The organism is Savagea serpentis (assembly GCF_015351395.1).
Classification (GTDB): domain Bacteria; phylum Bacillota; class Bacilli; order Bacillales_A; family Planococcaceae; genus Savagea; species Savagea serpentis.
The window spans coordinates 989,558-1,009,913 of the sequence record NZ_JADKPV010000001.1 but is presented as its reverse complement, the minus strand read 5'-3'; the positions used below and the strand labels follow the sequence as shown (position 1 = coordinate 1,009,913).

General features: G+C 42.0%; 22 protein-coding genes and 1 riboswitch. Of the genes, 19 read left to right on the top strand and 3 right to left on the bottom strand.

Annotated elements, in window-relative coordinates:
• Nucleotides 1-104: 104 nt before the first annotated feature.
• The 11 genes from IRY55_RS05260 to IRY55_RS05210 all read left to right on the top strand — a co-directional run bounded on the left by IRY55_RS05260 (nt 105) and on the right by IRY55_RS05210 (nt 10,283).
• Nucleotides 105-1,853 carry an isomerizing glutamine--fructose-6-phosphate transaminase gene (locus IRY55_RS05260; RefSeq protein WP_194562190.1) on the top strand — a complete coding sequence of 583 codons (1,749 nt, stop codon included), beginning with the start codon at nt 105-107 and terminating at the stop codon, nt 1,851-1,853.
• A gap of 18 nt (nt 1,854-1,871) precedes the next feature.
• Nucleotides 1,872-2,279: a DUF3221 domain-containing protein gene (locus IRY55_RS05255; RefSeq protein ID WP_194562189.1), complete on the top strand. Its 408-nt coding sequence runs from the start codon at nt 1,872-1,874 to the stop codon at nt 2,277-2,279.
• 121 nt (nt 2,280-2,400) lie between these two features.
• On the top strand, nt 2,401-3,600 hold the full coding sequence (locus IRY55_RS05250) for an MFS transporter (RefSeq protein ID WP_328799621.1): 1,200 nt from the start codon (nt 2,401-2,403) through the stop codon (nt 3,598-3,600).
• A gap of 107 nt (nt 3,601-3,707) precedes the next feature.
• Nucleotides 3,708-4,697: a transglutaminase domain-containing protein gene (locus IRY55_RS05245; RefSeq protein ID WP_194562187.1), complete on the top strand. Its 990-nt coding sequence runs from the start codon at nt 3,708-3,710 to the stop codon at nt 4,695-4,697.
• Nucleotides 4,698-4,778: 81 nt separating this feature from the next.
• Nucleotides 4,779-5,210 carry a hypothetical protein gene (locus IRY55_RS05240; RefSeq protein ID WP_194562186.1) on the top strand — a complete coding sequence of 144 codons (432 nt, stop codon included), beginning with the start codon at nt 4,779-4,781 and terminating at the stop codon, nt 5,208-5,210.
• An 18-nt stretch (nt 5,211-5,228) separates the two neighbouring features.
• Nucleotides 5,229-5,444: a hypothetical protein gene (locus tag IRY55_RS05235; protein WP_194562409.1), complete on the top strand. Its 216-nt coding sequence runs from the start codon at nt 5,229-5,231 to the stop codon at nt 5,442-5,444.
• 312 nt (nt 5,445-5,756) lie between these two features.
• A complete protein-coding gene (locus IRY55_RS05230) occupies nt 5,757-6,953 on the top strand; it encodes a quaternary amine ABC transporter ATP-binding protein (RefSeq protein WP_328799620.1) in 1,197 nt (398 codons plus the stop codon).
• Nucleotides 6,946-7,806: an ABC transporter permease gene (locus IRY55_RS05225; protein ID WP_194562184.1), complete on the top strand. Its 861-nt coding sequence runs from the start codon at nt 6,946-6,948 to the stop codon at nt 7,804-7,806. The genes IRY55_RS05230 and IRY55_RS05225 overlap by 8 nt, the downstream gene beginning before the upstream one ends.
• Nucleotides 7,807-7,859: 53 nt before the next feature.
• Nucleotides 7,860-8,780 carry a glycine betaine ABC transporter substrate-binding protein gene (locus IRY55_RS05220; protein WP_235961017.1) on the top strand — a complete coding sequence of 307 codons (921 nt, stop codon included), beginning with the start codon at nt 7,860-7,862 and terminating at the stop codon, nt 8,778-8,780.
• A 159-nt stretch (nt 8,781-8,939) separates the two neighbouring features.
• A complete protein-coding gene (locus tag IRY55_RS05215) occupies nt 8,940-9,164 on the top strand; it encodes a hypothetical protein (RefSeq protein WP_194562182.1) in 225 nt (74 codons plus the stop codon).
• 60 nt (nt 9,165-9,224) lie between these two features.
• Nucleotides 9,225-10,283 (top strand): alanine racemase, encoded by a 1,059-nt coding sequence (locus tag IRY55_RS05210; protein ID WP_194562181.1) that lies wholly within the window; start codon nt 9,225-9,227, stop codon nt 10,281-10,283.
• A gap of 10 nt (nt 10,284-10,293) precedes the next feature.
• On the opposite strand, the gene IRY55_RS05205 is transcribed toward IRY55_RS05210, so the two are convergent.
• On the bottom strand, nt 10,294-10,872 hold the full coding sequence (locus IRY55_RS05205; RefSeq protein WP_194562180.1) for a hypothetical protein: 579 nt from the start codon (nt 10,870-10,872) through the stop codon (nt 10,294-10,296).
• A gap of 127 nt (nt 10,873-10,999) precedes the next feature.
• Here IRY55_RS05205 and IRY55_RS05200 point away from each other — a divergent pair, with 127 nt between their 5' ends.
• The gene (locus tag IRY55_RS05200) at nt 11,000-11,497 is read left to right on the top strand and encodes a hypothetical protein (RefSeq protein WP_194562179.1); all 498 of its coding nucleotides are present in this window, start codon (nt 11,000-11,002) and stop codon (nt 11,495-11,497) included.
• A gap of 33 nt (nt 11,498-11,530) precedes the next feature.
• Here the strand turns inward: IRY55_RS05200 and IRY55_RS05195 are convergent, their stop codons facing one another.
• Nucleotides 11,531-12,403: an NAD(P)-dependent oxidoreductase gene (locus tag IRY55_RS05195; protein WP_194562178.1), complete on the bottom strand. Its 873-nt coding sequence runs from the start codon at nt 12,401-12,403 to the stop codon at nt 11,531-11,533.
• A gap of 45 nt (nt 12,404-12,448) precedes the next feature.
• Nucleotides 12,449-13,579 (bottom strand): FAD-dependent monooxygenase, encoded by a 1,131-nt coding sequence (locus tag IRY55_RS05190; RefSeq protein WP_194562177.1) that lies wholly within the window; start codon nt 13,577-13,579, stop codon nt 12,449-12,451.
• 134 nt (nt 13,580-13,713) lie between these two features.
• Here IRY55_RS05190 and IRY55_RS05185 point away from each other — a divergent pair, with 134 nt between their 5' ends.
• The 7 genes from IRY55_RS05185 (at nt 13,714) to IRY55_RS05155 (ending at nt 20,329) form a co-directional block, all read left to right on the top strand.
• Nucleotides 13,714-14,232, top strand: coding sequence for a type 1 glutamine amidotransferase domain-containing protein (locus IRY55_RS05185; RefSeq protein ID WP_194562176.1), 519 nt, complete (start codon nt 13,714-13,716; stop codon nt 14,230-14,232).
• A 44-nt stretch (nt 14,233-14,276) separates the two neighbouring features.
• Nucleotides 14,277-14,371: riboswitch (guanidine-I (ykkC/yxkD leader) on the top strand.
• A gap of 53 nt (nt 14,372-14,424) precedes the next feature.
• Nucleotides 14,425-14,745 carry a DMT family transporter gene (locus IRY55_RS05180; protein WP_194562175.1) on the top strand — a complete coding sequence of 107 codons (321 nt, stop codon included), beginning with the start codon at nt 14,425-14,427 and terminating at the stop codon, nt 14,743-14,745.
• A gap of 1 nt (nt 14,746) precedes the next feature.
• The gene (locus tag IRY55_RS05175) at nt 14,747-15,064 is read left to right on the top strand and encodes a DMT family transporter (protein WP_194562174.1); all 318 of its coding nucleotides are present in this window, start codon (nt 14,747-14,749) and stop codon (nt 15,062-15,064) included.
• A 370-nt stretch (nt 15,065-15,434) separates the two neighbouring features.
• Nucleotides 15,435-16,979: a sodium/proline symporter PutP gene (gene putP / locus IRY55_RS05170; protein ID WP_194562173.1), complete on the top strand. Its 1,545-nt coding sequence runs from the start codon at nt 15,435-15,437 to the stop codon at nt 16,977-16,979.
• A gap of 102 nt (nt 16,980-17,081) precedes the next feature.
• Nucleotides 17,082-17,750, top strand: coding sequence for a response regulator transcription factor (locus IRY55_RS05165; RefSeq protein WP_194562172.1), 669 nt, complete (start codon nt 17,082-17,084; stop codon nt 17,748-17,750).
• A complete protein-coding gene (locus IRY55_RS05160) occupies nt 17,737-19,125 on the top strand; it encodes a sensor histidine kinase (RefSeq protein ID WP_194562171.1) in 1,389 nt (462 codons plus the stop codon). The genes IRY55_RS05165 and IRY55_RS05160 overlap by 14 nt, the downstream gene beginning before the upstream one ends.
• Nucleotides 19,126-19,198: 73 nt before the next feature.
• Entirely contained in the window at nt 19,199-20,329 is a 1,131-nt protein-coding gene (locus tag IRY55_RS05155) for a S1C family serine protease (RefSeq protein ID WP_194562170.1), read from the top strand.
• Nucleotides 20,330-20,356: the final 27 nt, after the last annotated feature.

The following is a 20,356-nucleotide window of genomic DNA, read 5'->3' as shown; positions in this document are numbered from 1 at the left end:
CTACATCTTAAAAAGAACAAAATACAATTCATACGTAAGACGTTTAAATATGAAGGAAATGTGGAATAGTTCATTAATGCGTGCAAGGAGTAGGAGGGATGGTCATGTGTGGAATGATCGGCTATGTCGGTAACGCATTCATTGCGAAAAAATACATTATTGACGGTTTGAAACGTCTGGAACATAGAGGAACAGAAGCAGCAGGTGTAGCGATTCAACCAAATCAAACCTTCTCTTTTTTTAAACAAGGCAATCCGTTAGTTAATATTCAACTAGCATTGGATGAAATTGAAGAAGCCTCGATTGCGATTGGACATACTCACTGGCTAACAGGAGCACAAGCGGGGCATTTTCATGGAATAGAGGATGGTAGATTTGCTATTGTTTTTAATGGTTCCATTCAAAACTGGGGAAGCATTCAAAAACAATCGAATCGTTCGGATATTGAAGCCTTTTTTTTATATTTAGAAAATCAAGTGGACATTCACCAATCGATTGATCAAGCACTTATACATTTTATGAGCGAGGTGGAAGGTATATATTCTTTCATCTGTTTAGATTTGCATACACCAGATACTTTATACGCTGCACATCATGAAATGGAGATGTGTTTCGGAATGAGTGAATCGGCCATAATGGTTGCAGAGCAAGCCCAAGCATTTACTGAAGATTTTACTGAGGTCGTTCACCTTGAATCGAATGAACTTGCTATTATGCATCCGAAAGCATACCGCGTCATTAACTTATTAGGAGAAGAGATTACAAAAATACATCAACCGTATCACTTTCGCAAACTAGCAGTCGATCGTGGAAATTATTCGAATTATATGACGAAAGAAATGAATGAACAACCTGCTGTACTTTGTGAATTATCAAGACAATATTTAAAAGAAGATGGCACGCTTGCGATTGCACCAGAAGTCGTTCAAATGTTACAAAAGGCAAAACGACTCGTTATTATCGGTTCAGGGACGAGTTATCATGCTGCGCTCATCGGAAAACGCATGTTTGAGCGTATGGCGCAATTGCCGACGGACGTTTATGAATCCGAAGAGTTTTTACACAATACTCCTTTATTAGTGGAAGGGACAATATGCATAGCGATTTCACGTTCTGGAGAAACGCCAGCAATTTTACAAAGCATTAAAAAGATGAACCGTTACAATTATCCAACCATTGCGATTACTAATGAAAAAGAGTCTTCGATTGTATCGTTAGCGGACGCTTCTTTATGGTTGCATGCAGGACCAGAATTTGGCATTACATCCACAAAAGTATTTGTCGCTAAAATCGCATTTTTATCGATGTTGGCGATTGCTTTAGGAAGAAGTGAAGGAATGTACGACACGTTTGATATACCTAAAAAATTTGCTATTACAGCCGAAGCGATTCGTGATGTATTGAATAAGCATCAACGTTTTCGAACATGGTTACCCGCTTTTTTAATGCGCCACCCGAATATTACGATTGTCGGTAGAGGTCTTGATTACGCGGTTGCCCAAGAAGGAGCTTTAAAATTGAGAGAGATGGGTTCTTTGCATGCGGATGCCTATCCTGGTGGTGAATTAAGGAGAAGTCCGCTCGCACTCTCTCAAGAGAAATCGCTCGCCATTGCGCTCATTACGAATAAGCGCAATGCTAAACCGATGCGTCGGGATATCGAAGAAATTCGTTCTTACGGAGCTAAAGTATTTATTATTTCGACGGTAGGTCTAGATGAAGAAGGAGACGACTTCGTGTTGCCACTCACTCATCCCATTATGGCACCACTCGTTGCGATTATTCCGTTTCAAATTTTAGGATATTATGCTGCACAACTGCGACGTTTAAACGTCGATCAACCAATTTATTAAAAGAGGAGAGGATTTAATATGAATCAGATGATGAAATGGGGCGCTGTTGCGATGCTCGCATTCAGTCTTGCCGCTTGTAGTGAAGAAACGAAAGAAAGCGTGGAAGAAGCAGGAGACAATATTGTAGAAGATTCAAAAGAAAATGTTGAGAAGGTGGAAGGACAAATGAAAAATGAAGCTGGTGTTCAAGGAATCGTCAAAGCGATCGATGGGGCGGACGTGACAGTAGAAGTGACGGAAACGGTAAAAGGGCCTGACATGGCGGAAGGATCTGAAATTGTTTTCCATATGGATGAAATCGAAGCGGATAAAGTGACACATTTAAAAGAAAATGACAAAGTAGAAATTCATTACAATGGCATTACAACAAAGTCATTACCGCCACAAGCGAATGCTGAAGATTTAATTATTTTAACGCGAGAGTAAGCTAGAAAATAGAAAGTCGAATGCGCTGTCAAAGCACTTTGCATTCGGCTTTTTTATTTTTCCGAAAAATCGAGAAAAAAAGGTTGACTATGTCGTTACTATATCGTTTAATCTATACTTATTGGTTTTTAGATGGAGGTTTTATATGGACAAAAATACGAAGACGATGTTGTGGATTTTACTCGGTAATTTATTCATTGCATTTTTAGGGATCGGGCTTGTGATACCGGTTCTTCCAACGATTATGAATGAGTTGCAAGTGAGTGGAAAAGTCATCGGCTATTTAACAGCATCGTTTGCTTTAACTCAATTGATTTTTTCGCCTTTCGCAGGGAAGGCTGTCGATAAATATGGACGAAAAATAATGATTGTTCTCGGATTATTTATTTTCGGATTCTCAGAACTATTATTCGGTATGGGAAAAACGATTGAAGTACTCTTTATTTCACGCATTTTAGGGGGAGTGAGCGCGGCATTTATCATGCCTGCGGTCACTGCATTTATCGCAGATATTACGACGATGGAAACGCGTGCGAAAGCGCTCGGTTTAATGTCTGCATCCATCAGTACAGGTTTCATCATCGGTCCCGGAATCGGTGGAATGCTCGCGATGATCGGCTCGCGCGTACCGTTTTATTCAGCGGCAGTTCTTGGAGTCGTTGCGGCGATTTTATCGATTTTATTATTGAAAGAGCCAGAGCGACAAAAAGTAGAAATCGAAGAATCAGGCCCTATGGAAAATATGAGTGGATTCAAAAAGATTTTCATTCCGATGTTCTTTATCGCTTTCTTAGTTATTGTCGTGTCATCTTTCGGTTTAGCTGCTTTTGAGTCATTCTTTAGCTTATATACGGATCATAAATTTGGATTCGAACCGTATGATATTGCGATTGCGATCACAGGGGGCGCAATTTTTGGTGCGATTTTCCAAGTGTGGCTATTCGCTCCGCTCACAAAGCGCTTCGGAGAAATTGGCGTCATTCGAGGTTCGCTTTTCTTCTCGGCAATACTTGTCTATATGATGACTGTTGTCAATCATTACTGGGCAATTATGGCAGTGACATTCACCGTCTTCATCGGTTTTGACCTTATTCGACCAGCCGTAACGACGTATTTATCACGTATTGCGGGGAAAGATCAAGGATTCGTCGGTGGTATGAACTCCTTTTTCACTTCTTTAGCGAATGTTTTCGGCCCGATTGTCGGTGGTATTTTGTTTGAGCGCAATATTGATGCTCCGTATCATTTTAGCGCGGTCGTATTATTGCTTTGTGTCGTCATCACACTGTTTTGGCGTCAACCGAAAGAGGCGACATTGTAACAAAAAAGCTAATGTTTCTTTTATTTTAAAGAAACATTAGCTTTTTATGCGTTATGATGAAACACAATGATACATGAAACGTATACGAGAATAATGGAGGGATATGGATGAAACAATTCACTTACATTATGCCATTCGTCGCATTATTAACGATGTGTGTACCGACGAATGATCAAGAGCAAGAGTCATTGATCGAACAACAAGTACAAGTAGAAGAAAAAACGTCCGAACGTCCAATTATCGTGGAAGAAGTCCCACAAAAACAATTAAAAAGACAACCCGCTCCTCATTCAAATGCTGTCAATTTCGAGAAACTGCCGACAGATGATTTTATTACTGAAACAGAAAAACAATGGCGCACTTTGTTTCCGAAAGTGTATGAAGAAGTGCGTCATGCACTTTATACTAGTGCTCCACATTATGCATTTTCTTTAACGGAAATTCATCCTGAAGATTTAAATCAAATGATTGAAGCGATTGCCAAAAATAGTCGTATCGATACATATGTTGTTTCATGGCAAGCTGAATATCGAGGCGCGAGTGGAGATGTTTATTTTACGTATCGGTACTCACTAGAAGAAATTGCTAAACAACGGGCGTTCGTTCAAGCGAGGGTGAAGCAGATTGTGTCTGAGACTATCGAGCCACATTTTGATGAATATGAACGAGTAAAGGCGATTCATGATTATATTGTGTTGCAAGCGGCTTACGACGTAGACTTGTTTGAAAGTTGTGGCGAAGAAGGATGCGAAACACTTGAAGCGGGGCATACGGCATATGGTTTGTTGAGAGACGGCATAGCTGTTTGTGAAGGATATGCGCGTACATTCGCTATGCTCTTAGATGAAGTGGGGATTGAGAATTACTATGTGACAGGTTATGGCGATGATGTGTTGCATGCTTGGAATATGGTGAAAGTGGACGGGGCGTATTATTATGTCGATGTCACATGGGATGATCCTATTCCGAATCAACCTGGAAAAGTGCATTACGATTATTTTTTAGTACCGTCCGAAGAATTGTATGGCCATGCGTGGATTCGAGAAGATTATCCAGAAACAGCGAAAACACGTTATATTCGTTCCGAAGAAAATTAGGACAGAACGGTGAAAACGGATGTCGCTGTAAGAAAAATGTGATACGCTAGTGAACGATATATGAAGTAGAGGAGGAATTGAATGAGGAAGCTTTGGTTCAGCATGTTAGTCAGCTTGTTATTCGTGCTCGCAGCATGTAATAGTGAAGTGGAAAGTGCGCCGAATGAGCAAGGCACTTTAACTGCTGATTTAGTCCCTGAACTCGTTCAAACATATGGGTTAGGAGAAGGTGATGTTTTACAAAAAGCGGAGCTTGAGAATGGAACAATTCATCTTGATGTTTCACTCGCACCTTTTGGGAATTTATCACAAGAGACATTAGCCCAGACGTTTTATAGTAGTATGAGTGAAGTGTTCCTAACGTATTCGGAAGGGTGGGAGCGTTTTTCGGTTCACTTTGAAGAACTGAATCATACGATTATGCTTCATTATGCAGAGCATATGACAGATTCTTTAGGAAAGCGAACATTTCCAATGACACGAATTGAAGACAAAATGAAAGAACGCTCGTAAGTATGGAGGTGGAGAGGTGTGTTCAACTACTTATACAATCGAAATGTCGATGATAAAGGGATGCATGAAATTCATCATTTAAACTGCAAACATTTACCTGCTGCGGAAAATCAGCGAGCGATCGAAGGGTATCATTTGCATTGTTTAGATGCACTCGAACAAGTGAAAATTCAAACAAATCAAGACAATTTTGATGGGTGTTGGCACTGTTGTCCATCTTGTCATCAAGGATAGAAAAGTATATTGGATCAGCGAATGAGTTGATCTAATATACTTTTTTATTATTTTTATTTTCCTTCATTACTTTGTGGGTTCATCGACAAAGTAATGAAGGATGTATGTGAAAAAATAAAAAGAAAAAAGCCCTTTTTATTTTTTCGTCAAATAGATGTTTGATGGAAAAGGAAGGGGGTATATTAAGTGATGGCGGTGTTTTTTATTGCAAAAGTTGAAGTTTAAGCATTTGACAACTCAATTTCTTTCGTATAACATGGCTAATCAGACTGAAACTTAATAAAAAAATCAAATATTTTCGGAGTGATGTATGTGGAACCAATTATAAAAGTCGAAAATCTTTCGAAGGTTTTCGGGACACGGATTAAACAGAGTGTCCAACTATTAGAGGAGGGAAAGACGAAAGAACAAATTTTAAAAGAAACAGGAGATACAGTCGGTGTCAATCGAGCGAATTTTGAAGTGTATCCTGGTGAAATTTTTGTCATTATGGGGCTTTCTGGTAGTGGTAAGTCGACACTCATTCGTTTAATTAACCGACTTATTGAACCGACAGAAGGCAGTATCATTATCGGTGATCAAGACTTAGCAAAAGCGGATAAAGCGACATTGCGTGACATTCGACGCAAAAAGTTAGGAATGGTATTCCAAAGTTTCGCGCTCTTTCCGCATCGAACGGTGCTCGAGAACGCAGCGTTCGGTTTGGAAGTGCAAAAAGTATCAAAAGCAGAACGTGAAAAAAAAGCGCAAGAGGCTTTGGAACTTGTAGGGCTTGGCAGTTATATGCATCAATACCCTGATCAATTATCAGGAGGGATGCAACAGCGTGTTGGTTTAGCGCGTGCTTTAGCAAATGATCCGGATGTTCTCTTGATGGACGAAGCATTCTCGGCTTTAGATCCTCTCATCCGTAAAGATATGCAAGATGAACTCGTCGATTTACAAGCGCAAATGGCTCGTACAATTTTGTTCATCACGCATGATTTAGATGAGGCTCTTCGTATAGGAGACCGCATTGCTTTAATGCGCGACGGAGTGATTGTTCAAATCGGTACTCCCGAAGAGATCTTAATGAATCCGGCAAACGCTTATGTCGAAAAATTCGTAGAAGACGTCGATCGTTCGAAAGTATTGACGGCTCAACATATTATGAATCGTCCTGAAATGATTAATATCGATAATCACGGACCGCGGGTGGCGCTAGAACGCATGCGTGAAGAAGCCATTTCAGGTGTTTACGTCGTCGATAGCAAACGAAATCTCGTCGGCTATGTAACAGCAGATGCCGCAAGCAAAGCAATTAAAGAACAAAAACAATTACGCGATGTGCTCATTACAGACATCCCGACAGTCGATAAAGATTTACCGATGAGTGATATATTTAACGTTATTCACGATTCCCCCTTGCCGATTGCAGTGACGGAAGATGGGCGTTTATTAGGCGTGCTCGTTAGAGGCGCTGTCATCGCTGCATTGTCTGAAGAAGGAGAGGTGAATATGAATGTCTAGTATTTTAGACTTCGCTCCTCGTATTCCAATTGCGGAGAAAACGAAAGACTTCGTTGATTGGATGACAGATGCATTTTCAGGTATTTTTGGTTATTTGAAAAAAGACGGAAAAGAAGCATTGAATGGCCTATCAGATGCGATGGAAGCTATTCCCCCTGTCGTCGTCATCATTCTCGTCGCTTTACTCGCATTTTTCATTACGGGTAAAAAATTCGGCTTAGCGACATTCTCGGTATTCGGACTATGGCTCATTTATAACCAAGGTTTCTGGAGTCAGTTAATTGATACATTTACGCTCGTTTTAGTATCGAGTTTACTATCGGTCGTTATCGGGATTCCGCTCGGTATTTTAATGGCGAAAAGTAAAGTAGCAGAAGCGATCATCACACCTGTTTTAGACTTTATGCAGACGATGCCGGCCTTCGTTTATTTAATTCCAGCCGTTGCATTTTTCGGAATCGGAATGGTGCCTGGAGTGTTCGCATCTCTTATTTTCGCAACACCGCCGACAGTGCGTATGACCAATTTAGGAATTCGTCAAGTGTCGACAGAATTAGTAGAAGCAGCAGATGCTTTCGGTAGTACTCCTGGACAGAAATTGTTCAAAGTGGAATTGCCAATGGCGAAATCAACGATGATGGCAGGAGTGAATCAGACGATTATGCTCGCTCTATCAATGGTCGTCACAGCAAGTATGATCGGTGCGCCAGGTCTTGGAAGTGAAGTATTAAGTGCCTTACAACGTGCGCAAGTCGGACCAGGATTCGCAGCAGGTCTCGGTATCGTTATTTTAGCGATTATTGTCGATCGCCTTGCACAAAATGTCAACAAAAGTAAGAAAAAAGCGTCATGAATCCTTTTCATTCGTGAAAAGTTTCATATAAAATTTTAAAGGAGATGGATGATTTGTTAACAACAGGATTAAAGCGTTTCGGTTTAGTAGCAGGACTCTCACTATCACTCGTCATCGCAGGGTGTAGTTCAGATGATGGAAAGAAAGAAGAAGATAATGCAGATAAGCCAGAAACTACTGCATCAGTAAGTGAAGCAGTTAATTATACAATTACAGGAATTGAACCAGGAGCCGGCGTATTTAAAGCAGCTGAAAATGCAGTGGACGAATACGAATTAGAAGGTTGGAACGTTCAAGCATCTTCAAGTGGTGCGATGGCAACAGCGCTCGGAGAAGCAGTGAAAAACGAAGAGCCAATCATCGTTACAGGATGGACACCGCACTGGAAATTCGCAAAATATGACTTGAAATATTTAGAAGATCCAAAAGGTGTATTTGGTGACGTGGAAACGATCAACACGATGACACGTAAAGGATTTAAAGATGACAATCCAAATGCTTATAAATTGTTAGAGCAGTTCGAATGGACGACAGACGATATGGAAGCAGTGATGGCTGAAATTGAAGAAGGAACTTCACCAGCAGAAGCAGCAACGAACTGGGTAGAAGCGAATGAAGAAAAAGTCGCTACTTGGACAGAAGGCGTTGAAGAAGGAACAGGTGAAATCGAACTCGTTTATGTCGAGTGGGATTCTGAAATTTCATCGACAAATGTTGTCGGTAAAGTGTTAGAAGACTTAGGTTACACAGTGACATTAACACCGCTTGATAATGCAATCATGTGGCAAGCAATTGCAGGTGGCGAAGCGGACGCAATGGTCGCAGCTTGGTTACCAGCTACACATGGTGACTTATACGAGCAGTTCAAAGATGACATTGACAATGTAGGCGTGAACTTAACAGGTGCAAAAATCGGTTTAGTCGTTCCGACATATGTCGACATCGACTCAATTGAAGATTTAGAAGCAAAATAATAGACTCCATTCTTAATGAATGGGATGAAATAAAAGAGGTCTTTTCCATCAATATGAATGGAAAAGACCTTTTTTTATCTGGAAATATTAAAATAGACATAAGTTTTTGAGTTTATGGAAAAATATACTATAATTAAAAGAAAGAAAGGAGAATGTAAAATGTTATTCCTTTGGTACGGTTCCATTATAGCAGCACTCGCTACATTAACATACGGTTTATCTCGTCGTTCCCCGAAATACCTCGTCATTAGTACCCTTTTATTTTTACCGTTTTCCTATTATTTTTTAGGGTTTCCTGTTGCAATTCGCTATATCGGTTTATTACCTATCGCCCTTCTTTTCCTCGCCTTCGTTATGAATCATAGATCGAAAGTGACCGTTTAAACAATCCGTCGTTTCCCCTGTTTCGCTTATTTCAGGATAGGGAATAAGGAGAGCGAGGTGATGAAGATGTATCCGAAATTACTTTGGAAAAAAGGAGCGTTACAACAAAATATCGAAACACTCGATTTGTATTGTCAGAGGCAAGGGTTGCGTTGGATTGCGGTGACGAAAGGTTTTTGTGCGCATTTACCTATGATTGAAACATTGATTCACTCGGGAGTGAGGCATATTGCCGATTCAAAATGGCAGCATCTTCAAAAAGTGAAAGAGCGTTATCCTCATATTCAAGGAGACTTAATTCGTATCCCGACTAGACGAGAAATTCCGGAAGCGGTTGCAGTAGCCGATCGAATTGTCGTGACTTCGTATGAAGTAGCGGAAGCATTGAATATCGAAGCACATCGCCAAAATAAAATTCAACATCTTCTCGTCTTTTTAGAATTAGGAGACCGGCGTGAAGGTGTCTTACAAGAGAAAGCAACTACATTATTAAAGAAATTAGATCATCTTCCTCACGTACAGGTAGCGGGTGTAGGGATGAATGTGACCTGTTTCGGAGGCGTTGTACCGAATGAAGAGAAGATGGAGGAATGGTCGTCTGTTGTTCAACATCTTCCGCGTCGTTATGATGTTTACTCTGGGGGAAGTTCAAGTGTGCTCGAAACAGTGTGGCGAGGTGAGAACTTACCCTATGTAACAGAATTGCGAATAGGAGAGGCATTATTATTTGGAGTGGAGGCTTCCTACGGGAAAGAGCTGTCGAATATGCGCCAAGATGTGTTTGAATTACAGGCGGAAGTAGTTGAAGTAGAATGGAAGCCAAATACGCCTGCTGGAGCATGTAGCACCCGTACTTTCCAACAAAGTGAGAGAAAAGGGACGGAAATGATTAGAAGGCGCGCGATTATCAATATTGGCGCACAAGATGTGGCGGTTGAAGCGGTTCAACCGATCGATCCTAACATAAAAATTGTCGGTTGGTGTAGTGACTATACTGTTTTAGACGTAACGGATGCGAGACAAGACATTCATGTCGGTTCCGTTATTGCTTTTCACTTGGAATATGCAGCCTTACTGCGCCTGACGACATCACCTTATGTGACGATTGAAGCGATTTGAAAACGAGAAGTCAAGTTGCTTCTCGTTTTTCTTTCGCTTTCTTTTCATTTTTTTCGGTAACTGTAAATGTCGTCGATAATATGACATTGAATGTGTTTTCATTTTCGCCGAGAATATTCAATTGGAAGATCGCGTCGACTTCATATTCACCAGGTTCAAATTCACCTGCATTTAAAGCAGCGACATGTTCTTCTGTATAGGGCTTTCCGATTCCTTGAATGTGTGAAAGGGCTTCAAAGCGGTAAGGTTCGACGAGCATTTGCTCGGGTTGTAAAGTGATTCGTCTCGCTGCACCGCTAGGAGGAGATGTATATTCGAATCGTTCATCAATGCGACGTGTATGGAAGGTGACCCATGAAGAGTCGAATGTTGCAAAAGTGGCTTCATCGCCATTATATTGAAGTAAGGCGAGTATTTCAATCTGTTCTCCGGTATAATAGTTCGTTTTCGCGTCTGCCAATGTAAACTCAAATTCATCTTCTTCAATCGTATGCACCGTTTCTTCTCGCTTGACCTTTGTTTCATTTTGACAAGCGACTAATGAGAAAGCAACAGTGAAGAGAAGAAAGAATAGCAACTTTTTGTTCAATATAACAACCGCCTTTCTATGTCTATTTTACCATATCTATTTTTAAATTGAACAATGAAATGGAGAATTGAATGTAAAAATTAGAAATGTTAAGATGAAAGAAATATGAAAAAAGTAGGCGACGTCATTGAATTGGAAGTTAATTGGGAATATCATTGGATTTCTACTCGTTATTATTTTAGGTGTCTTTATTTTTGGTGATTCTTTTCAAAAGCAATTGACGAATGTCATGAATGATATCGGTCAAGTCGATGAAATTGTCGTCGATGGAACAACCGTTTTTGAAGGAGAGCAAGCGAAACCGTATGTAGAAAAAAATCCGGTATCGTTCATTATGGAATTATCTAAAAAAGAGCGTAAACAATTCGTCAATGCACCATTATATGAAATAGAATATCGCATCGATGGAAAGAAGTTGTATAATGTTCATATTTTACAGTGGGGTGGCGATGAAGAGGAGTGGCAACAATGGATTGCTCAACATCATCTAGACGATACAATAGTGAGTACGTATTCTTTTAGGAAAGATGGTCGACCTGTAGTGATTTACTGGCCGAAAAACCGCTATATTTTATGGGCGGATACAGAAGCGACGGAACGATTGCTCGAACAACTCGATGAATAGAAAAAGCTCGGACGATGATGTCCGAGCTTTTTCTTATGAACGTTGTTGAGATAAAAGCCATTCATAAATGACTTGAGTTCCTCGTTCACCGAGGCCTTCACTTTCGATTTGTTCGTACAATTCGAGTGCTAAGTCGAGTCCTGGTGTTTTGAAATTGAGTTCTTTCGCGACTTCTTGTGCGATCCGCATATCTTTCACGAAATGTTTTACGAAAAATCCAGGATCTGTATCGCCTTTTAACATGCGCGGTCCGAGATTGTCCATCGTCCAGCTCCCACCCGCACCTGGTGCGATCGTTTGACGTGCACGTTCTGGGTCCAGCCCTGTTTTGTTCGCGTAAAGGAGTGCTTCTGAAACGGATAACATCGTGCCAGCAACGGCGATTTGATTGCTCATTTTCGCATGTTGTCCAGATCCTGCAGGCCCATGCAACATAATGTTTTGCCCGATCGCTTGGAAGATTGGTTGCACTTTTTCGTACGCTTCTTCTTCGCCGCCGACCATGATTGATAATGTCCCATTTTTTGCACCGATGTCTCCCCCAGAAACAGGTGCATCTAAAGCAAACATGCCATGTTTTGCAGCACTTTCGCCAATTTTTTCTGCAAGTAATGGGCTCGAAGTTGTCAGATCGATAAAGATCGTCCCTTCTTTTGCGTTTTCCAATAAGCCGTCCGCTCCAAAATACGTTTCTTCCACGTCGATTGGATAGCCGACAATCGTCATAATGACGTCGCTCGTTTCGGCGATTTCTTTCACCGTATCGAGCACGCGAGCCCCCGTTTCTTCAAGTGCTTCCGCTTTCGCACGCGTTCTGTTGTACATATTCACTTCAAATCCTGCTTTTCGTAAATTACGGATCATGCTACTTCCCATAACCCCTGTACCGATAAATCCAATCTGCATCCAAATAACCCCCTTAAATAGTGTTGTCTTTAGTATAGAATGAACTTATTTGAAAAGAAAGGTAAGTCTTTGAAAAAGTAATGATTTCGGCACGTAAGGGAAAATCGTATCTCGCAATGTGACGAGCCAGCGCTGGTCCCATTGTGCCGCCCAGCCGATTTGTCTGGAAATATCGATGACCTTTTTCGTTTTCGGAACACGGTACGCATCGTATCGTTGTGCAACAAGTTCCCACGTATCTTCCTGCTCAAAGGCGAGCATTAACTCATAGGCATCCTCAATCGATTGACCAGCACCTTGTCCCATATTCGGTGTCGTCGCATGAGCGGCGTCCCCTAACAATAAAATGCGTCCGTAATGGAAAGTAGAAAGAGGCGCAATGTCATATAAATCGTGATGTAAGAAATAATCGTCTTTCGTCTCTTGGATGAGCCGTTCGACAGTAGGACCGAAATGTTTAAACTGTGCGGCTACTTCACGAGGAGATAAATTTGCATAAAAGGCGTCTCGTTCGCGCGCATTGACACAAGCAAACCAGTACACCTCACCATTATGCAAAGGAGCCCATCCAAACCGCCCGTCCGTCGACCATGCTTCACTTGAAACGTGTAGTGGGACATCTCCCTCATTTTGCGAAATGCCGCGCCAACATGTGTATCCTGCGTAGCGTGGAGAGGAGTTTTGTACGAGTTGTTGGCGGAAAAGAGAATGAATGCCGTCTGCTGCGATGACGAATTCATGTGTTGCCATCGTACTGTCTGTAAAAGTTAACGTGACGCCATCTTCATTTTGTGTAAAATGTTCGACGCGTTTATTGAAATGAAATGAAGAAGAAGGGACGGCTTCAAATAGTGCTTCATGTAAATCCGCGCGTTGAATCGTAATCGTCTCTTCACCGAACTGCTTTTTTAGACGGGTGAAGTCAATCGTGTTCATCAATTTTCCTTTCCCGTTATAAAATCGTTGTTCATGGAGCGGTAAGCCGTGCGCTAAAATCGATGCTCCGACTTCCATTTGTTGCAAGGCGAGCATCGCATTCGAACCGATGCCAATCCCTGCGCCTAACGGTTTGAAAGAAGACGTGCTTTCATAAATGGTTGTTGAGATTCCAATCTTATTTAAAGCGACTGCTGTCGCCAAACCACCAATCCCCCCACCGACAATGGCAATATCCATGCAAATCTCCTCCTTTTCTTTCATTATATCAAAGGGAAATGGGGAGAAGTCATTTATTCATTTCATGCTGATGTTTAAAAGAGTGGGGGCGTGGTATAGATACAGTGATTCAAAAATATGAGGAGGAATATAACATGGCAAAAATCGCAGCAGTACTCGCAGATCAGTTTGAGGATATTGAGTTTACACGTCCGAAAAAAGCATACGAAGATGCAGGCCATACAGTAGAAGTAGTAGGGCTTGAAGAAGGCACTGTAACAGGTAAACATGGCGAACAAGTACAAGTCGATGTGAAAGTATCTAACGCAGATTATGACGCATATGATGCACTCTTTATCGCAGGTGGTTTCTCACCCGATATTTTACGTGCAGACGACGAGATGGTTGAATTTGCGAAACAGTTCATGGATGACATGAAACCTGTCTTCACAATTTGTCACGGTCCTCAATTGTTAATTAATACGAAAACATTAGACGGTCGTGACATTACAGGATATAAATCGATCTTAGTCGACTTAGAAAACGCAGGCGCAAAATTACATGATACATCTGTGTTCGTCTGTCAAAATCAACTCGTTTCAAGCCGTACACCAGACGACTTAGATGACTTTGAAAAAGCATCTGTTGAGTTGCTTCAAGAAAAAGGTCTATAGTAGGCAATCGCTCAAAATTGTGCTATAGTAAAAATAAGTAAATAATGTAAGCATTCTAGGGTTCCGAGCGATCGCTGTCTGTGACCGAGAGAATGCGCGAAGGAAACTTCGTACACGGAAGGATAAAAGCCTGGGAGATATGACTTGTCATATGTCCTGGGCTTTTTTCTATGCAAGAAAGGAATGAGAAACATGGCAAAAGAATGGTTGAAAATAGTGGTCGCTGGTTTATTTGAAGTCGGTTGGGTCGTTGGATTAACGCACTCTACAACATGGTGGCATTGGGGATTGACAGCGATCGCTGTGTATATTAGTTTTTATTATTTAATTATGGCAGGAGAAAAATTACCAGTTGGAACATCGTATGCTGTTTTTGTAGGGATTGGAACCGTCGGCACTGTCTTGATGGAAAATATCGTCTTCGGAGGCGAATGGAGCTTTTTACAAGCGCTATTTGTCACGACATTGCTCGCAGGAATCATCGGATTAAAACGCGTATCGGAGGAGGGATAATATGATTTGGGTAGTATTAATTTTTGCAGGTTTATTTGAAGTGTTAGGGGTCATGATGATTTCTTATTTCCATCAACAGCGCAATTTACGCTCTGTCGTTTATATGATTGGTAGTTTCGGTATTAGTTTCGCTTTATTGAAAGTCGCCCTGATGACTTTACCGATGGCGACAGCTTATGCCATTTGGACAGGGATTGGTGCAGCGGGTGGAGCCCTTGTCGGTATGATGTTCTTCGGGGAATCGAAAGAAATGAAACGTATTTTCTTCATCACGCTTATTATCACGTCCGTAGTCGGCCTGAAAGTAATCGGAAGTTAAAGAGGAGATGTATAGTACAAAAGTTTTATTTCCATTTTTCGAGAAAATCCGAGAGCCCCTTATATGATAGCGTTTCGATAAATTTTTGCAAAATTCATTCTCTAAATCTCCTTTGAACGACATGTGAAAGTGTGTAAGAATGGGTAACGCGAGACATTTTGAGGCGAAGGACGTATCGTTTGTCTGCTTTTGTTGTTCGAGAGCACGGACTCACATTTTACGCTTCGCAAAATGTTACACTTATCACTCTCTTATAGAGCGATGAGCGATATTCGTTTTGAAATGCCAAATTAAGTGAGCCGTTCGTACGTTTCTCGCCGTACATGAAAAGAACGAGGCTGACGTCATTTGGGAAGGTGGAACTTTTTACATGTCGGAACAGATGTACCAATTCATTGCGCTTCTTTTGTACATGATCGCGTTATTATGGATTGGCTGGTATGCGTATAAGAAAACTACAGATTTAACAGATTTTATGCTTGGAGGACGTTCGCTCGGTCCAGGAGTGACTGCATTAAGTGCGGGAGCCGCAGATATGTCAGGTTGGCTTTTAATGGGCTTGCCAGGAGCGATTTATTTATATGGAGCGAGTGAATTATGGATGGGTGTCGGTTTACTCGTCGGCGCCTATATCAATTGGTTGCTCGTTGCCCCACGATTACGTGCCTATACGGAAGTGAACGATTCAATCACAGTCCCGAGCTATTTAGAAAACCGTTTGAAAGATACGTCGAATATTTTAAGAATGGTGACGGCACTTGTCATTTTGTTATTTTTTACGTTTTATGTATCGAGTGGCATGGTCGCAGGCGGGAAGTTTTTTGAAAGCTCATTCGGTCTCGATTATCACGTCGGTTTAATCACGGTTGCCGTCGTCGTCATTGCGTACACACTATTCGGTGGATTTTTAGCGGTGAGTTATACGGACTTTTTCCAAGGACTCATTATGTTTTTCGCTTTAATTCTCGTCCCGATCGGTGGCGTCATCTATTTTGGTGGATGGGCTGAAGTGAAGGATGTCCTTTTATCATTGAATCCATCTCATTTTAGTTGGACATCATCGGTGGAAGTAGGTTCTGTTCTCGGAGACTACTTGGAGAGCATTGACAAAGTACGTGCTGTCACATTTGCTGGGATTGCTTCTTCACTCGCATGGGGACTCGGCTATTTCGGTCAACCGCATATTATCGTGCGCTTTATGGCGATTGAATCGCTAGATGAAGTGAAAAGTGCTCGTCGTATCGGGACAGGTTGGATGTTGTTAAGTTTAATTGGTGCGACATTTACCGCTTTTATTGGGCTTGCGTATTTTTCACAACGAGAGGGGATTGGAGCGATTGACCCTGAAACGGTCTTCATCGTCATGGGACAAGTGTTGTTCCATCCGATTATTGCAGGAGTCATTTTAGCGGCGGTACTTGCAGCGGTGATGAGTACGATTTCGTCTCAATTGATTGTAACGTCTTCGGCACTTGTTGAAGATTTGCATAAAGCAATTTTCAAGCGTCACCGTCCAGATCGCTATTATGTGTTGCTCGGACGCGTTGCGATCTTATTCGTTTCTGCTATCGCCTTACTGCTGGCATGGCCGAACAATGAGTCGATTTTATCGCTCGTGTCATTTGCGTGGGCAGGCTTCGGCGGAGCGTTCGGGCCGATCGTTTTATTGTCATTGTATTGGCGCGGTCTTACTTCACAAGGAGCGATTGCGGGGATGGTAGTCGGTGCAATCACCGCTTTCATTTGGCACTATGCGCCGGTGGATACAGGAATTTTCGCCGTCTACGAAATCATTCCAGCATTTATTTTAAACTTGCTTGTGGCGATACTCATTAGTCGCAAAACATATACAAAAAATAACCAGATTGAACAGGAGTTTGAAGAGACGCTTGCTTTACTGAAGAAGCGTCCATAAAGGGAAAGCGTACAGTTTCGCACTGTGCGCTTTTTCTCATTAGACAAATTGACGAACTTTCATTACGCTAATAGAAAGAACTTATGAGGAGGAGAAAGACCGATGCCGACGATCGTAATTGCAGAAGATGAAATGCCGATACGCCGTGTGTTAGCACTATATTTTGAGCGTGCTGGTTATGATGTATTGCAAGCAGAAAATGGAGAAGAAGCGTTACGCTTTTGGAAAGAACATACCATTGATGGCTTCGTATTAGATATTATGATGCCGTTTGTGGACGGTTGGACCGTTTTAGAAACAATTCGGGCAGAAAGTGATGTGCCGATCATTATGCTGACGGCACTCGGAGATGCACCGAATCGCATTCAAGGACTAAAAAAAGGAGCGGACGATTACATTGCGAAGCCGTTTGAAGCGGAAGAAGTTGTCTTGCGGATGGAGGCGATTTTTAAACGCATTGCGCCATCGCGTTTCGTTTACGGTTCTCTCGTCATCGTTCCAGAAGGGCATACGGTCACGTTAAATGGTCGTACTATCAATTTAACACCGAAAGATTTTGCGATGTTAGCTTTTCTCGCACGGCATCCGAACCGGACATTTACACGTGAAGAAATTATTGAACACGTATGGGGAAATTTTTATGAAGGAAGTGACCGTGCCATTGACGTTGCTGTGAAACGTATTCGCCAAGCATTGCGCGATTGGCCAGCAGAAGAAGGACAAATTAAAACGATTCGTGGCACGGGGTATCAATTCCATGTCCCCGCGTAAATGGCCGATGAGCCGCTACTGGTCGCTCTTGTTTTTTGCAGTGTTAATGATTGGATTACTGATTATCGGTTTCGTCGCATCTTCTTGGTTGAAACAAAATGCACTCGATGACCGTCTTCGTTTAATGGACGCTTTAGCAGTCGATGCGACAGAAGCGATTGCGCACGGTAATCCGAATGCCATACCTCAAGACATGACGACTGTACCACTCCTCACACAAAATGGTTCATTCGTTGCGATGAAACGGACGCCGACGATGTATGTGATGGACCATCAAGGGATTATTCGTTTGGCGAATGACCGTGCATTAATCGGGACATATGTGGCCGATGATCGAATTTTACAAGCCCCAATTGGTACCGCACAATTGAAAGGGAAGGACCCCGTCTTTATCGTAAAACGCCCGATTGAAACAGCATATGGCACAATCGGGTATGTGGTGATGCTAGAGAAAAAATCGATGCTTACAGCACTAGAACCGAGCCGGTATCAGCAGTTTCTCATTTTCATCATCGCATTGGCAGTCATCGGCTTCATCGTCATTTCGCTTATTTCTCGCCGTTTAACAGCGCCTATCGCGACCGTCGTTGAAGCGTCACGTGCGATTGAACGCGGAGAATATGACCAATATTTAAATACGAATTCAGTCAAAGAATTAGAACTCGTCGAGTTAATGGAGTCATTTAATGCCATGTCGAATCGTCTTCAGCAACTAGAATCGGTCCGAACGGAATTGCTTGCTGGGGTGACGCATGAATTAAAGACGCCACTCACATCGATGACGAGCTTACTGCAAGCATTGCGTGACGATGTCGTACCTGAAGAGGAACGTGCTGAATTCGTCGTCTATGCATTAGAAGAAGGGGAGAAGATGAAGCGCCTTGTCGATGACTTAGTCGAATTTAACACATTTGCGACAGGCCGTGTTCACGTGGAATTGGAAGTGCTCGATGTGCGTGAAGTGATGGAACGTCTCGCTCACGTTTATGAAGCGACCTATCGAAACGTAACGATTGAACTTTGGGAAACTCCTGTTTTGTTGTCAGTCGATCGTTTACGCCTCGAACAAATCATTAAAAATTTATGGAATAATAGCATTCGTGCGATGAGTGAACGAGGGACTTTGCGTGTTGTATACGAAGAGAGAAATGAAGCACATCGTTTTGATTTCATCGATGAAGGGAAAGGAATACCGATTGCAGAACAACCTTACATTTTCGAACGATTTTTCAGAGGACAAGAGAAGCTTGGAAGTCGGGGATTCGGTCTTGGCTTGCCGCTTGCGCAAATGATGGCGCATTCGATGAACGGTCACCTATACCTTGTCCAAAGCGATGAACGTGGAACGATTTTTCGTTTAACTTTTCAAAAATAAAGAGCATTTGTCATACAGCTGACATATAACGGCTTTATAATGAAAATATAAGAACGAGACGGAGGAGATTGTTATGGCGAAAGAAACAGGAAAATTAGCAGTACAATTAATTGGAGCGGGTGTACTAGGGTCCGCTTTTACATTGATTGGTGTTACTCAATTTGACCTATTAAACACAGACGCTCCCGAAGAACAAAATAAAGAGGTAGTCAATCAACAAGCGAAACAACGAGGTGAGCAAGCGACACAAGTGAATCATGCGACGCAAAACTTAAGTGATATTATTGCAAAAGCATCGCCGAGTGTTGTCGGTGTCGTCAATTACGGACAACATCCTTTCCAACAGCAAACGGTTGAACAAGGCGTTGGCTCAGGTGTGATTTATAAAATCGATGGCGACAAAACCTATATTGTGACGAACAACCACGTTATCGAACAAGCGATGAATATTGAAGTGTCCCTCCATGATGGCGAGCGCGTACCAGCGAAACTGATTGGAACGGACGTGTTTACGGATTTAGCCGTGCTCGAAATTGCGACGATTGACGGCATGGAACCTTTACCATTCGGGAAAACGACACAACTCCAAATGGGTCAAGATGTCATTGCCATTGGAAATCCACTCGGTTTAAATTTATCGAGTACTGTGACAAAAGGAATTATTAGTGGCCTAGACCGAACCGTTCCTGTCGAAACGTCACAAGGAAATTGGGAACTCAATGTATTACAAACAGATGCTGCGATTAACCCAGGAAATAGTGGGGGCGCTTTATTAAATTTGCAAGGGGAAGTCATCGGCATAAATACGTTGAAAATCGCGAGTGAAAAAGTAGAAGGACTCGGTTTTGCGATTCCAAGTGAAGAAGTGCAAACCGTCGTCGATGAGTTGTTAGAAAATGGCGAAATTAAACGCCCGATGCTCGGTGTTCGTGTCATTGATTTAAGTCAGTATGCAAATCCTTATGCTGCCTTACAAGGCCGCGAAGTGATGACAGGACTCAGTGTTGATTCAGTAGAACCTGATTCTATCGCACAAAAAGCAGGAATGCAACGAGGTGATATTATTAAAAAGTTAAACGATGTCGAAATTGAATCGATGTACGATTTACGTAAATTTTTATATCGAGATGTGAAAGAAGGAGATGTCGTGACAGCGACGGTTCTCCGCAATGAAAAGCCGATTCAATTACAACTCCAATTTTAAAAGATAATATATATATAAACGAGAGTA